Annotated in this window: 13 protein-coding genes; 9 read left to right on the top strand and 4 right to left on the bottom strand. The window is 67.0% G+C overall.

Annotated features, from left to right (window positions below):
• The first annotated feature begins 208 nt into the window (after window positions 1–208).
• From BLQ73_RS00445 to BLQ73_RS34805, 4 genes are all read left to right on the top strand, one after another.
• The gene (locus tag BLQ73_RS00445; protein WP_093167064.1) at window positions 209–1243 is read left to right on the top strand and encodes a sigma-70 family RNA polymerase sigma factor; all 1035 of its coding nucleotides are present in this window, start codon (window positions 209–211) and stop codon (window positions 1241–1243) included.
• Window positions 1244–1373: 130 nt separating this feature from the next.
• Window positions 1374–1847 (top strand): WD40 repeat domain-containing protein, encoded by a 474-nt coding sequence (locus BLQ73_RS30825; protein WP_176955196.1) that lies wholly within the window; start codon window positions 1374–1376, stop codon window positions 1845–1847.
• Window positions 1848–2003: 156 nt separating this feature from the next.
• Window positions 2004–2477, top strand: coding sequence for a YybH family protein (locus tag BLQ73_RS00435; protein ID WP_143020057.1), 474 nt, complete (start codon window positions 2004–2006; stop codon window positions 2475–2477).
• A 152-nt stretch (window positions 2478–2629) separates the two neighbouring features.
• The gene (locus tag BLQ73_RS34805; RefSeq protein ID WP_218125561.1) at window positions 2630–3205 is read left to right on the top strand and encodes an MFS transporter; all 576 of its coding nucleotides are present in this window, start codon (window positions 2630–2632) and stop codon (window positions 3203–3205) included.
• 293 nt (window positions 3206–3498) lie between these two features.
• Here the strand turns inward: BLQ73_RS34805 and BLQ73_RS00425 are convergent, their stop codons facing one another.
• Window positions 3499–3969, bottom strand: a complete 471-nt coding sequence (locus tag BLQ73_RS00425) for a PepSY domain-containing protein (RefSeq protein WP_093167059.1) — start codon at window positions 3967–3969, stop codon at window positions 3499–3501.
• Between the two features lie 324 nt (window positions 3970–4293).
• Between BLQ73_RS00425 and BLQ73_RS00420 the strand changes: the two genes are divergently transcribed.
• The 5 genes from BLQ73_RS00420 (at window position 4294) to BLQ73_RS00405 (ending at window position 9121) form a co-directional block, all read left to right on the top strand.
• A complete protein-coding gene (locus BLQ73_RS00420; RefSeq protein ID WP_093167057.1) occupies window positions 4294–5328 on the top strand; it encodes a dipeptidase in 1035 nt (344 codons plus the stop codon).
• Between the two features lie 34 nt (window positions 5329–5362).
• A complete protein-coding gene (locus BLQ73_RS00415; protein WP_176955195.1) occupies window positions 5363–6979 on the top strand; it encodes an ABC transporter substrate-binding protein in 1617 nt (538 codons plus the stop codon).
• An 84-nt stretch (window positions 6980–7063) separates the two neighbouring features.
• Window positions 7064–7936, top strand: a complete 873-nt coding sequence (locus tag BLQ73_RS30820; protein WP_143020055.1) for a tetratricopeptide repeat protein — start codon at window positions 7064–7066, stop codon at window positions 7934–7936.
• Window positions 7937–7940: 4 nt separating this feature from the next.
• A complete protein-coding gene (locus tag BLQ73_RS30815) occupies window positions 7941–8144 on the top strand; it encodes a tautomerase family protein (RefSeq protein WP_143020054.1) in 204 nt (67 codons plus the stop codon).
• Entirely contained in the window at window positions 8141–9121 is a 981-nt protein-coding gene (locus tag BLQ73_RS00405) for a D-2-hydroxyacid dehydrogenase (RefSeq protein ID WP_093167053.1), read from the top strand. Before BLQ73_RS30815 ends, BLQ73_RS00405 begins: the two co-directional genes overlap by 4 nt.
• Before the next feature lie 182 nt (window positions 9122–9303).
• Here the strand turns inward: BLQ73_RS00405 and BLQ73_RS00400 are convergent, their stop codons facing one another.
• From BLQ73_RS00400 to BLQ73_RS00390, 3 genes are all read right to left on the bottom strand, one after another.
• On the bottom strand, window positions 9304–9984 hold the full coding sequence (locus BLQ73_RS00400; protein WP_093167051.1) for a response regulator: 681 nt from the start codon (window positions 9982–9984) through the stop codon (window positions 9304–9306).
• Between the two features lie 197 nt (window positions 9985–10181).
• A complete protein-coding gene (locus BLQ73_RS00395; protein WP_093167049.1) occupies window positions 10182–10853 on the bottom strand; it encodes a GntR family transcriptional regulator in 672 nt (223 codons plus the stop codon).
• A 99-nt stretch (window positions 10854–10952) separates the two neighbouring features.
• Window positions 10953–12404: an aldehyde dehydrogenase family protein gene (locus BLQ73_RS00390; protein WP_093167047.1), complete on the bottom strand. Its 1452-nt coding sequence runs from the start codon at window positions 12402–12404 to the stop codon at window positions 10953–10955.
• Between the last annotated feature and the right edge of the window lie 2 nt (window positions 12405–12406).

The following is a 12406-nucleotide window of genomic DNA, read 5'->3' as shown; positions in this document are numbered from 1 at the left end:
TCGTCGGCGCGTACGCGTCACTTTTCTGATCGGCGGGGCCTCGGCCGTCGTGGGCCGATCAGCATCCTCGCGCCACGACGGACGAAACGGGCATCACACGACAGTGACGGGTCGGATGCGCCCCCGTACGCTCCCTCGCCGCCGATCGAGGACCGCGTGGCCCGGCGATCTTTGGATATGACTTCGCTACGGTGGGAGAATCGTCGGTATGGCTCAGGCAGTAGTTGCGTCGAACGTCGACCCGGACGAAGGTTCCGCGTCAGACACTGACCTCACTGCGGCTCGTGCCGGCGACGAGGCAGCCTTCACTCGTCTGATGGCACCGCTGCACCGGGAGTTGCTCGCTCACTGCTACCGGATGCTCGGTTCGTTCCACGACGCTGAAGACGCAGTTCAGGAGACCTTCGTGAGGGCTTGGAAGGGGCTCGCCCGGTTTGAGGGGCGCAGCACTCTCAGGTCCTGGTTGTACACCGTCGCGACACGCGCCTGCCTCGATACCGTCAAGGCCCGCAAGCGCCGAGCACTGCCCATGGACCTCGGGCCCGCAGCCGATCACACGGTGCTCGACTCGGCTCCGCTTGCTGATGCCGACTGGCTCACGCCGTATCCCGACTCGCAACCTGAAGAACGCTCAGAGCGACGCGACACTATGGAACTGGCGTTCATCGCGGCGCTGCAACATCTTCCTGGCAACCAGCGCGCGGCGCTACTTCTGTTCGATGTCTTGGATTTTTCTGCTGCGGAGATCGCCGAGGTCATGGAGACCTCGAGTACTTCCGTGAACTCAGCGCTTGCACGGGCACGGCGGACGATCGCGGCAACCGTACCCTCCCTGTCCTCCAGGAATGATGCGTTCGCAGTCTCCGGCGACGAAGCCCGCACCATTGCCATCCGTTTCGCCACCGCCTTGGAGGAAGGCGACATCGACACTTTCGTATCGCTGCTCACCCAGGACGTTACTTGGACGATGCCACCGCTGCCGCACTGGTACAGCGGCATCGGTCGGGTCGCGGACTTCGCCCTCACGGTGCCGATGACTCTGTGCCCGAGCTGGCGGCACCGAATCGTCTGGGCCAACCGCCAGCCGTCCGTCGCGTTCTATCTCGGCCAGGATGAGTCGAGCGTGCATGAGGCCTGGTCGATCACTGTCCTCGGCCTACGCGAAGACCGCATCTCCATGATCACGTCCTTTCTCGGACCTGACCACTTCGGTGCTTTCGGACTACCGTTGTCCACCCCGTAGACGAACCCCTACTTACCGGGTGCAGGACGGCCTACCGCGAACCGAAGGCGTTGTGCGGCAAGTAGCCGTCATCGACGGCGAATTGCTGAGCGGTTGTCGCGATCGCCTCCTTCTGTTCCCCCTACTCCGTTTGACGCAGGAGCTCTCCACTGCCGCATCCGGCATCGGGGACATGCTTGCGCGGCTCGATGTCGAGCAGGTCGACGAGCGCCACTCCAGCTGGATCGGTAGTCGCCCCCATGTAGCTGCCCATGCAGCGGCGGCGTCGGTCCAACGTTCAGCGCTTGACATTGCCAGGCTCTCGGGACCCCCGACCCCTCCGATCGCTAAGAATGATCATGTTTGGTCCATTGCGATCGGCATGCTCGATGCCGAACCACTCGCGGTCGTCGGCCGGGAGAAAGGCACCGTACAGTTCTGGAACCCGGTCACCGGCCAGCCCCGCAGTGAGCCGCTCGCCGGTCGTGATCAACCCGTGTACTCCGTCGCGCTGACCGGTCTCATCGCCGTCTCCTCCAGTGTCGATGGCACCTTGCGCACCTGGGATCTCACCACCGATCCGCCGACGAGCAACCGCCTGGGCGCCTCCCGGCACACCAGCTGACTCACTCTGGTGGAACGGCGGCACGGATCAGACCGGAAGACTGCGCTGTCGGCCACTTGGTGGCTGTGGCGGTCCTAGGAAAAGGCCACCCTGGTTCGGGCAACTCGGGATTGGCAGGCTCGATGCCATCCTGAACGAACCGCCGAAGGGTGATGAATGTCTGACACGACAACGCAGGCCGAAACCCAGAACGTAGCTGCATTGCAGCGCGACTGGATCTTCGAATGGGACAAGGCGGAGGGCCCTGATCCGCGCGAATTCCGCACCGTCTTCGACCGGTACTACGACTTCGACACCGACGTGATCCTCTTCGACGAGGCCGATCCGCAGCGCCGGACATTCCGCTCCGTTGCCGAGTACGGGGAAGCGTTCTGGCCGACGTTCATGACTATGCAATCGGCAGTGCACGCGATTGCCGAGGGCCCGGAAGTGCTGGTCTCCGGCGACTTCGCCTCTGGATGGATGATTTTCATCGCGATCCTCAAGGCGGCCGACGGAGAAGTGACAAGCGTCAGGTGCCGCAACTCGCACGTCTGGCGACGCACGGAAGACCGCGACTGGCACATTGTCCGTGATCAGACCATCGTTGAACCGATCCCACATGAGGAAGCCGTGCGGTACTTCGACTGAGCACTCAGTGCTCTGATCGTAGATTCAGCAGACGACGACGGCCTTCGTGAAGGCCGTCGTCACAGCTTGAGCGCGGATGGTGTACCGGTACAGGGCGCGCGGCTGAGCTGGTAGCCGCCGAGTCGGCGCCCTGTTGATCCTGGTGAATTCATGTGGCGTACGCGCTGGCCTTTTTCTTCCGTCCGCTCGGCGGACTCCTGCTCGGACGCCTGGCCGACCTGAAAGGGCGGCGTCTGGCCCTGCTGTACTCCATCGCGCTGATGGCGGGCGGCTCGCTGGTGATCGGCCTGCTACCGACGTTCGATCAAATCGGCTGGTTCGCGCCGCTGCTCGTCGCCCGGATCGGCCAGGGCATCGCCGTGGGTGGCGAGGCGGCCGACTCCAACGTCTACCTGGCAGAGCTTGCTTCACCCAGTCACCGCGGTCGATATCGCGTCGGCCATCAGCTCCAGCAGCCGGGTCTTGGTCTTCACATGCCACAGGACGGTGTTCATCCGTACGGCGAGCCGGTCGGCGACGGCCCTGGTCGACAGCGCGTCCAGGCCTCGAGCGTGTGCGGGTCGTCACCGAATACCGGGTCGGGCCAGGTGGGGCTGACGTGGTGCGTGCGGGTGACTGGCGGCCCGATGACGACGGTGGGCTCCGCACGGTCTCGCTGTTCGGTGGCGTCGGGCATGTCGCCCACCCGTCCTGAACGCGCCGGCTGCGGTGCACGCCGTTGGCCGTGAGCGGAGCGAAGTCGGGATCGCGGGACTGAACATCGTGTTCCTTCTCGCGCGGTGCTCCTGAAGGGCGGCGCGTGTCGGGGTCACGCGCCGTCGTCGTGGGTTGAAATGGTTTGAATAGGATCTGTACGGCACAGCCATGTTGGGCGCTGATGTCACGCATGTTGTCGTCGGAGCCGCCGCGAGTGGTGGGGTCGTCCCGGGGCCTTGGACGTCGTTGTCGCGGGTCGCCGGCGCGGCCGTTCGATCGTCATCAGCGCGCTAGGGCGTGCTTGGACCGTGCCCTTGCCGCTGCGCTAGTCGTCGCGGTCGTCGTCGCGGTCGCGCCGGTCGTCCCGGTCATCATTCCGGTCATCGTCGCGGTCGTCGTCCCGGTCGGTCTCCTGCTCGAACTTCGTGATGTCCCCGGTGGCCGCGGAGACGTCCACGTCGTACTCCTGGTCGCCGTTGCGGAGCTCGATCTCCCAGACCGGGCCTCCGTTGTCGTCGTCGTCCAGTTCCACCTCGGTGACCTTCGCGCCGGGGACGCGCTGCTGGGCGATCTCGACGGCCTTGGCCTCGGCGACCGCGGGGGGCGGGCCGCCGGCCGGCGGCACGGCGCCCGTGTCGTCGGCGGGGGTGGTGAAGGGCGGGGGAGTGATGGAGGTGGAGGCGGCGACGGGCTGCGGGGGAGTGGTGTCGGTGCCCGCGAGGGCGGCCCCGGTGCCGATGGCGGCGATGGCGGCGGCGACTGCGGCGGCGAGAGTGAACCTTGTCCTTGTTCGCATGACCCCAGGGTGTCCTGACCTGCGATAGGGGTGCGCTGCGAGAACGCTAAGGAGTCGTTAAGCCGGTCCGGGCTCGCCCAAGGCGGGACGAATCCGGCGCCGCGACTCGTTCCCGCCATGCCCCGCCATGCCCCGATGTGCTGTGCGGCGTACGCCGCGGTCGGCTAGCCGTGCGAGACTCCCGCCGCGATGCTTACAAGCAGATTGACGAAATTCGTCAGTACGGCCCAACTGAGTGACGAGTTCAACGCATATATAGACACGATTGCACAGTTATCGTAGAGTCGCCCGTACCTACCTGATTCGACGCGCTGGGAGGCGACGTTGAACGATGTCGTAGCGAAAGGCGTCCCCCTCTCGCCGCTCGAACTCCACGCCGCCGCCACAGTGATCGACGGAAGCACCGTCATCGAGCTCGGCGACGAGCATCTCAACCGAATCCGCCGCGGTGGCGTCACCGCCGTCAACCACACGGTGACCAGGCCTTATGCCGATACGGTCACTGGCTTGCGTGAAGTCAACGCGTGTCGCCGGTGGATCGACGAGCACTCCGACGCGGTACTGCTCGCGCTGAGTGTCGCCGATATCCGGCGGGCCAAGGCCGAGGGCAAGGAGGCCGTCATCTTCGGCCCCCAGGACACCGAAATGATCGGCGTGGACCTCGACCTGCTCGGCACCTTCCACGACCTGGGTGTGCGCATCCTGCAACTCACCTACCAGCGGCAGAACCTGCTGGGCGCCGGCTGCGGTGAGAGCACCGACCCGGGGTTGACCCACCAGGGCCGTGCTTTCGTGCGGGCGATGAATGAACTGGGCATCCTTGTCGATGTCTCCCACTGCGGTGAGCAAACGGGACTCGACGCGATGGACGCCTCCGACAAGCCCGTCGTGGTGACCCATTCATTCTGCGATGTGCTCTCTCCGCATATCCGGGCCAAGTCAGATGCCTTCCTGCGGCGCTTGGGTGAGCAGCGCGGCGTCATCGGCATCACGACCCTGTCGGCGTTCCTCTACCACCCGGATGAACCGCAACGCCGCCCTGACCTCGCACGCTTCGTCGAACACGTCTCCCGTGTCGTCGACGTGGCCGGTGTCGACCATGTCGCCATCGCGACCGACTATGACGAAACGCTCACCGAGGCGATGCGTGCCGAGCAGCAGAAGACGAAGGAGCTCCGGAACCTGCTCGGCGACTGGCCATGGGACCAGCGCCGAGCTGAGGGAATGGACGATGCCTCACAGTTCGGGAACTTCACCTCCGCCCTTCTGGACGGCGGATTCTCACCGGAGGAGGTCATCAAGATCCTCGGGGGCAACTGGCTACGAGTTTTCGGGGAGGCGTGGAAATCCGCTCCTTAGCGCCGCACCCACCCCCCCACGAAGGAGGGATCCGTTGAGAGCCCGGGTTCTGTATCACACGCTGGCGGCCGGAGCCGCCCTGACCTTCCTCGCCGCCTGCGGTTCGGGCGGCGCGCCTCCGCCCGCCGCCGGTGGCGCCACCCCCTCCAATGACGGACTGTCCAGCAATGTTCGCCTGCAGGATGAAACGCAGTCGTCCTCGGCTCCCAAGTCCGGCGGCCGGCTCAGCATCATGATCCGGCTCGACGCCGTCGAACTCGACCCTCACCGCATGTCGGAGACCTCGGCCTTCGTCATCAACGAGCAGGTCTACGACTCCTTGGTCCAGTCGTATCGCGGCGAGATCAAACCGGGGCTGGCCGAGTCGTGGGAGCAGAGCGTCGACGGCAAGACGCTGACCTTCAAACTGCGTGACAACGCGTACTTCCACAGCGGTCGGAAGGTGACCGCGAAAGACGTGAAGTATTCGTTGGAACGTATCAAAGACCCGAAGACCCGGGCGCCGAGAGCACGGAGCTACGAGTCGATCTCGTCGGTCGAGGCCAAGGACGACCACACCGTGGTCATCACGCTGTCCCAGACCAACGCTGCGATCCTCACCCTGCTGTCCACCACGGCGTCCTCCATTGTCGACTCCACGGTCGTGGAGGCCGGCGGGCTCAACGGCAAGGTCGACGGAGGCAGTGGACCGTTCAAACTGGCGTCGCGGGTGACCGGCCAGGCCATCAAGCTCGACAAGCACGACAAGTACTGGGAGAAGGACCTCCCCTACCTCGACGGCATGGATTTCACCTTCAATCCCGACGACAACGCGCGCGCCGCCGCCGTCCGCAGCGGCACGATCGACTTCCTGTGGCGTCCGGCCCCCGAATTCATCGACGCGCTGAAGAAGGATGAAACGCTCAAGTGGTACGGCGGGTCCGGTTCCCTGTCGCTGCATCTGCGGCTCAACACCTCTAAGGCGCCCTACGACAACGTCAAGGTCCGGCAGGCGATCTATCACGCGCTGGACCGCCAGGAGATCCTCAACGTCGCCAACTCCGGCTTCGGAACCGCGTTGAACGCCGGCTACCTGCCCCCGGACCGCTTCGGCGCGGTGTCCAAGCCGCTGTACGGCAAGGCCGACATCGAGAAGGCCAAGGCGCTGCTGGCCGAAGCCGGGTATCCGGACGGTTTCGAGGCCAAGCTCATGGTCATCGCGACCTCCGCGTTCCAGGTGCGCTCCGCCGAAGTGGAGCAGCAGCAACTCGCCAAGATCGGCATCAAGGTGACCATCGAGTCGGTCGAGGCCACCACCGCCGACACCAAGACCAAGTCCGGCGACTTCGACATGTACCAGTCCGGCTTCGGACTGACCTACGACCCGGATGAGCGGTTCTCCGCCAGCTTCCTCAAGGGCGGCGGCCTGAACTACGGCGACTGGAGCGATCCAGAGTACGAGAAGCTGGTCGTTCAGGCTCGCTCAGAGCTCGACGAGGCGAAGCGCGCCGCGCTGTACCAGCAGGCGGAGACCATCCTGGCCGAGCGCGGACCGGTGGCGATGACGTTCCTGAACGCCGATTTCGACGTCGTGAGGAAGGACGTCATGGGCTACCAAGGCGATCCCACCCCGACCTACCGCTTCTACCGCAAGCTCTGGCTCGATCGCTGACCTATCGCCGACCTGGGGAGGGCGCGGTCGCATCCTTGGCCGCCCCTCTCCTCCGCGACCGGCACCAACCGTCGAAAGGGAATCATGGTGTCTCTGCCGCTCACCGATCGCTACATCATCGCCGCGCGGCTCAAGGGCTATCTGAGTAAGCACGCCGAAGCCGTCGCGCTGCTCACCGAGGCGCTGGAGCAGGAGCCGGGCAGCGCCCGCCTGCTGCGCTTCCGCGGCCACCGCCGTATATCGATCCGCGACTACACCGGGGCGATCGAGGATCTGCGCACGGCCGCCGCGCAGCTCGACCAGGTCGAGGACGAGTACGAGATGTACCAGCCCGAGGTGGAGAAGGACATCGTCAGCCTCATCCTGGGCCGGCCCGAAGCGGTGCGTCCGCAGCACCTCTCCGACACCCGGGCCGCGGCCGACCCGCAGGTGCTCGGCCGCTACATGGCCACCCTGCACACCTCCGTCTGGTACCACCTCGGTGTCGCGCAGTACCTTCGCGGCGACTTCGCGGACTGCCTCCCGTCCTTCCGCGAGGCGGAGCGTACGTCCCGCCACCAGGAGGGCACCGTGGCCGCCCTCGACTGGCAGTACATGGCGCTGCGCCGACTCGGTCGCGCCGAGGAGGCGGAGGAGGTGCTGGACCGGTTCCGCGAGGTCGACCTCGTCACCGAGGACCATTACGTCGGCTATGAGAACAGGATGCGTCTGTACACGGGCGACATCTCCCCCGAAGAGCTCCAGAAGACGCTGGACGGCGACGACCTGCGCACCGCCACCGAGGGATACGGCCTGGGCAACTGGTACTACTACCGGGGCGACACGGCCAAGGCCCGCGAGGTCTTCGACGCGGTGCTGCGCACCGGCGTCTCGCATTCTTTCGCCTACCTGGCCGTACAGGCTGAATACTCCCGTAACCCCGATTTCGCCGACGCGTCGGCACCCCAGGAGGACTGATCCCATGGCCAACATCCGTGTCGAGCTCTCCCCTCGCGACCAGGCGACCCGAGAGGCGATCATCGCCGAGTTGACCGACGTCATGGTGAAGTACGGTTCACCCCGTGAAAGCACGCAGGTCATCCTGTTCGAGGTCTCGCATGACGTGTGGGCCAAGGGCGGGGTGACCTACGCCAAGCGCATGCAGCAGCGCGAAGGGACGGCGTGACCGCCGCCCAGTCCGGGCCGCACGTACTGATCAGCGCGAACCTGGCCGGGATGCTGCCCCAGTTGACCGGGCGCTACCCGGCCAGTCGCTTCACTCCGGTGCCGGACGAGGGGCCGCTGCTGGAGGAGTACGTCGACGCCGAGGTGCTGTTCTGCAGCTCGATGGGGGAGGAGATGCTGAACGGCATCCTCGGCAAGGCCCGTGAGCTGCGCTGGATCCAGGTCACCACCGCCGGCTTCGACTGGTTCGGTGGCGATCTCCTGTCGCAGCGGCTGGCCGAGGGCGTTACGCTCACCCGGTCGTCCCACTCCTACTGCGTGCCGATCGGTGAATACGTCATCGGCGCCGCCCTCATGTGTTCGCGGGCCTTTCCGGAGTTGCAGGCGGCACAGGAACGGCGGGAGTGGGTACGGCTGGTCGCCACCGACTTCGCCGGCAGCACGATGCTGGTCTTCGGCACCGGATCGATCGGCGGGGAGGTGGCCTGGCGGGCCAAGGCCCTCGGTGCCGCGGTGATCGGTGTCAGCCGCAGCGGCCGGGCATGTGAGGGGTTCGACCGGGTGGTGCCCGCCGACCGGTGCATGGACGTCCTCCCCGAGGCCGATTGGGTGGTGCTGGCGATGCCGCTGACCCCGGAGACCGCCTATATGATCCGCGCCGAGCACTTCGCGGCGATGAAGGACACCGCGGTACTGATCAACGTGGGCCGGGGCGCGCTGATCGCCGAGGAGGACTTCGTGGACGCGGTGACCCGGGGCACGATCGCGGGCGCCGTACTCGATGTCTTCGAGGAAGAGCCGCTGTCTCCCGGCAGCCGGTTCTGGGGGCTGCCGCGCACCATCGTCACCCCCCACACCTCGTTCCGGGCCTCGGGCAATCTGCAGCGCCTCTGCGAGGATTTCATTGCGAATTTCGACCGCTACCTGGCTGGAGAGACACTGATGGGCACGATGCGCGAGCCCAGCCTCGGCTACTGAGGCCGGCGGGGCCGCGGCCCGAATCGAGGAGGAGGGTGAGCTCGCCTCACCCTGTGGGTCGGACGGACCGGAGACGCCGATCTTCGAGTCGGCCGATCGGCCGGCGCGCGTAGCGTGCCTCACGCCCGGGCCGTCGCCGTACGGCCCGGGTCGCCCGGCCCGAGGACGGCTGACGGCCGGCGCTACCGGCGCGGCCGGCTTCCCCGCTCGTCGAGGTAGCGCAGGACGGCGGCCACGCGCCGGTCCGTCCGATCGGTGGGCGCCAGGTCGAGCTTGGCGAAGATGCTGCGTATGTGCTTGTGGACGGCGCCGGGGGTGACGAAGAGTTTCTCGGCGATGGCGGCGTTCCCCAGCCCCTCCGCCATCAGGGCCAGAACGTTGAGTTCGCGCGGGCTGAGCCGTTCCAGCCGGTAATCCGACCGGGTGCGCGTGAGGAGCTGGGCGATGACCTCCGGATCGATGGCCGTCCCTCCCTCCACCACCCGGCGCAGCGCCGCCAGGAACTCCTGGACCCGCCCGACACGCTCCTTGAGCAGATATCCCAGGCGGGCGCTTCCCTGAGCGAGCAGGTCGGTGGCGAAGGCCTGCTCCACGTAGGCCGACAGCACGAGTACGGCCAAGCCCGGATGGCGGCGCCGGGCCTCGACCGCCGCCGCGATGCCCTCATCGGTGTGGGTCGGCGGCATCCGGACGTCGACGATGGCGACGTCGGGTTCGTGGGCGTCGACGGCGGCCAGTAATCCGTCGGGATCGGCGGCGGTGGCCACGACGTCGAGCGACTCGGCGCGCAGCAGCAGCGCGAGGCCTTCGCGCAGGAGAGGGTCGTCCTCGGCGATCACAATCCGCGTGGAGTGGACCGGCATCCTCAACTCCCGTTTGGGCTGACATATCCCCCATGCCAGATCATCGGTTGAGAGTACAGCCTGCTGTACCTCCGCATGGTCGCGAGGCACGAGCTCGGGGTCGGCACACGCCGCCGCAAGCGGTGAGATGCCGAACGGCAGCACCGGCCGGCCCCGGACCCCCACCCTGGGGCCGGCCTTCGGCGTTCGGCGCACGGTCAGCGCTTGTCCCTCAGCGCCGGTTCAAGGATCTCGACCGTCCGCGCGTAGTGCGCGCGCAACCGGGCCTCCGCAGCGTCCGTGTCCCGGGCCAACGTCGCCTCAAGGATCCCCTTGTGCTCGCCCGCCACGTCGCGGTCGGGATCGCGCGTCTGCGACCAACGCCGATAGAACTCCGCCGCGTCCCGCAGCCCGCGCGCGATGTCGAGCAATCGAGGGCTGCCGCACCCGTCGAGCAGGGTCGCGTGGAAACACCCGTGGGCGGACTCCCAGTCTTCCGCGATCCGCGCCGGATCGTCGGCACTCACCATCGGTGTGCGCTCAAGCCGGTGGTGCGCCGCGACCACGCGGGACTCCCACTCCACGTCGCCGCGTTCGATCGCGTAACGCAGCGCCAGCGACTCGATGTCGATCCGGGTGGCCGTCAGGTCCTTCAAGTCCTGGAGGGAGACATCCCGCACACGGAACCCGATCCTCGGCTCCGCGATCACGAGTCCCTCCCCGGCCAGGTGGGTCAGCGCCTCGCGGATGACGCTCACGCTCGCGCCGTACCGTTCGCACAGGGGTGAGAACTTGAGTTTCTCCCCCGGCTGATGCACCCCGGCCAGGAGATCCGCCCGGATGAGAGCGTGCACGACCTCGGTGCTGGCACGGGCCTTCTCCGGGGGCATGGGCTCATCGTAGCAGGATGCGTAGATCTGAGAATATTCGAATATTTTCCATGACGCTGTGCAGCAGGGGGGTGGGTGTCGTGGATGTCGTGGCCGGGTTCACCATCCCGTGTAGCAGGTTACGGGCACGGTGTAGAAGTCACGGGCGTAGACGCCCTGCTCGCGCGGGCCGTGGTTGGACGCCCCGCTGCCACCGAAGGGCAGGTGCAGCTCGGTCCCGGCCGTGGAGAGGTTGACGGTGACGATGCCCGACCGGGACAGCGACTTGAACCGTTCCGCGGCGGACAGGGAGGTCGTGATGATCCCTGAGGACAGGCCGAACGGCGTGTCGTTGGCCACGCCGACCGCCTCGTCGAAGCCGTCGACCCGGATGACGCAGCTCACCGGGCCGAAAATCTCCTCACGGGCCAGGCGCATGTCATTGCGCGCGTCGACGAACAGGGTGGGCCGCATGAACTGCCCCTCGTCCGCCGTGTGCTGCCCCCCTGCGACGACGGTCGCGCCCTCCCTGCGGCCGATCTCGACGTATTCGAGGTTCTGGGTGAGCTGGTCGGCACTTGCCACCGGTCCGAGCCGACTGTGCTCGTCCAGCGGGTCGCCGACCCGCAGAGCCTGCGTGGCCTTGGTGAGCGCGTCCACGAACCGGTCGTGGACGCCGGCTTGGACGATCAGGCGGCTGGAGGCGGTGCAGCGCTGCCCGGTGCTGAAGAAGCTGCCGTCGAGAGCGCAGCGCACCGCGATCGAAAGGTCGGCGTCGTCCAGCACGACGAGCGGGTTCTTGCCACCCATTTCCAGTTGGAACCGTTTGTTGCCGTGTGCGATGCACTGCTGTGCGACATGCCGGCCGGTGGCCGTACCGCCGGTGAACGTGATGCCGTCGATCCGGGCGGAGGTCAGCAGTTCCTCGCCGACCGTACGGCCGCTGCCCATCACCAGGTTGAACACGCCCGGCGGCAGCCCGGACCCGGCGATGATCCGGGCGAGCTCGCCGGCGGAGGCGGTGACGAGCTCGGCCGGTTTGAGGACCACGGCGTTGCCGTACGCCAACGCGGGGGCGACCTTCCACGCGGGGATGGCCCAGGGGTAGTTCCACGGGGTGATGACACCCACGACGCCCAGGGGGCGGCGGCGCACCTCGGCGTAGACGCGTTCGCGTGTGCTTGGGTAGAGCTCACCTTGCGGCTGGAGCAGTTGGTGGGCGTAGTAGCGGAACGTCTGGCCTGCACGGGTGACTTCGGCGCGGGCCTCGCCGAGAAGTTTGCCCTCTTCGCGGGAGAGCAGAACGGCGAGTTCCTCCACGCGCCCCAGGATGGTGGTGCCGATTCGGTCGAGGATCTCCATCCGCCGCCCGACCGGGGTCGAGGCCCAGCCGGGCTGTGCGCGGCCAGCGGCGTCGACGGCCGCTTGGACGTCGGCCGGTTCGGCCCTGGCGTACTCCGCGACGACCTCCCCCGGGCGGGCGGGGTTGGTGTTGGGGCGCCGTTCGCCGTCGACCCAGCGGCCGTCGACAAGGTTGAGATAGTGCGGAACCGGGGGGATTCGCCTGGTCATAC

Origin of the sequence: Sinosporangium album (genome assembly GCF_900100605.1) — a bacterium.
GTDB classification, from domain to species: Bacteria; Actinomycetota; Actinomycetes; order Streptosporangiales; family Streptosporangiaceae; genus Sinosporangium; species Sinosporangium album.
Note: the sequence above shows the minus strand (reverse complement) of the source record. Positions and strands in the feature narration are given on the sequence as shown.

What these genes read in the sequence shown, in the direction of transcription:
- BLQ73_RS00445 (WP_093167064.1), top strand. Translation starts at nt 209, where the DNA reads ATGGCTCAGGCAGTAGTTGCGTCGAACGTCGACCCGGACGAAGGTTCC.
- BLQ73_RS00435 (WP_143020057.1), top strand. Translation starts at nt 2,004, where the DNA reads ATGTCTGACACGACAACGCAGGCCGAAACCCAGAACGTAGCTGCATTG.
- BLQ73_RS00425 (WP_093167059.1), bottom strand. Translation starts at nt 3,969, where the DNA reads ATGCGAACAAGGACAAGGTTCACTCTCGCCGCCGCAGTCGCCGCCGCC.
- BLQ73_RS30820 (WP_143020055.1), top strand. Translation starts at nt 7,064, where the DNA reads ATGGTGTCTCTGCCGCTCACCGATCGCTACATCATCGCCGCGCGGCTC.
- BLQ73_RS30815 (WP_143020054.1), top strand. Translation starts at nt 7,941, where the DNA reads ATGGCCAACATCCGTGTCGAGCTCTCCCCTCGCGACCAGGCGACCCGA.
- BLQ73_RS00400 (WP_093167051.1), bottom strand. Translation starts at nt 9,984, where the DNA reads ATGCCGGTCCACTCCACGCGGATTGTGATCGCCGAGGACGACCCTCTC.
- BLQ73_RS00395 (WP_093167049.1), bottom strand. Translation starts at nt 10,853, where the DNA reads ATGCCCCCGGAGAAGGCCCGTGCCAGCACCGAGGTCGTGCACGCTCTC.
- BLQ73_RS00390 (WP_093167047.1), bottom strand. Translation starts at nt 12,404, where the DNA reads ATGACCAGGCGAATCCCCCCGGTTCCGCACTATCTCAACCTTGTCGAC.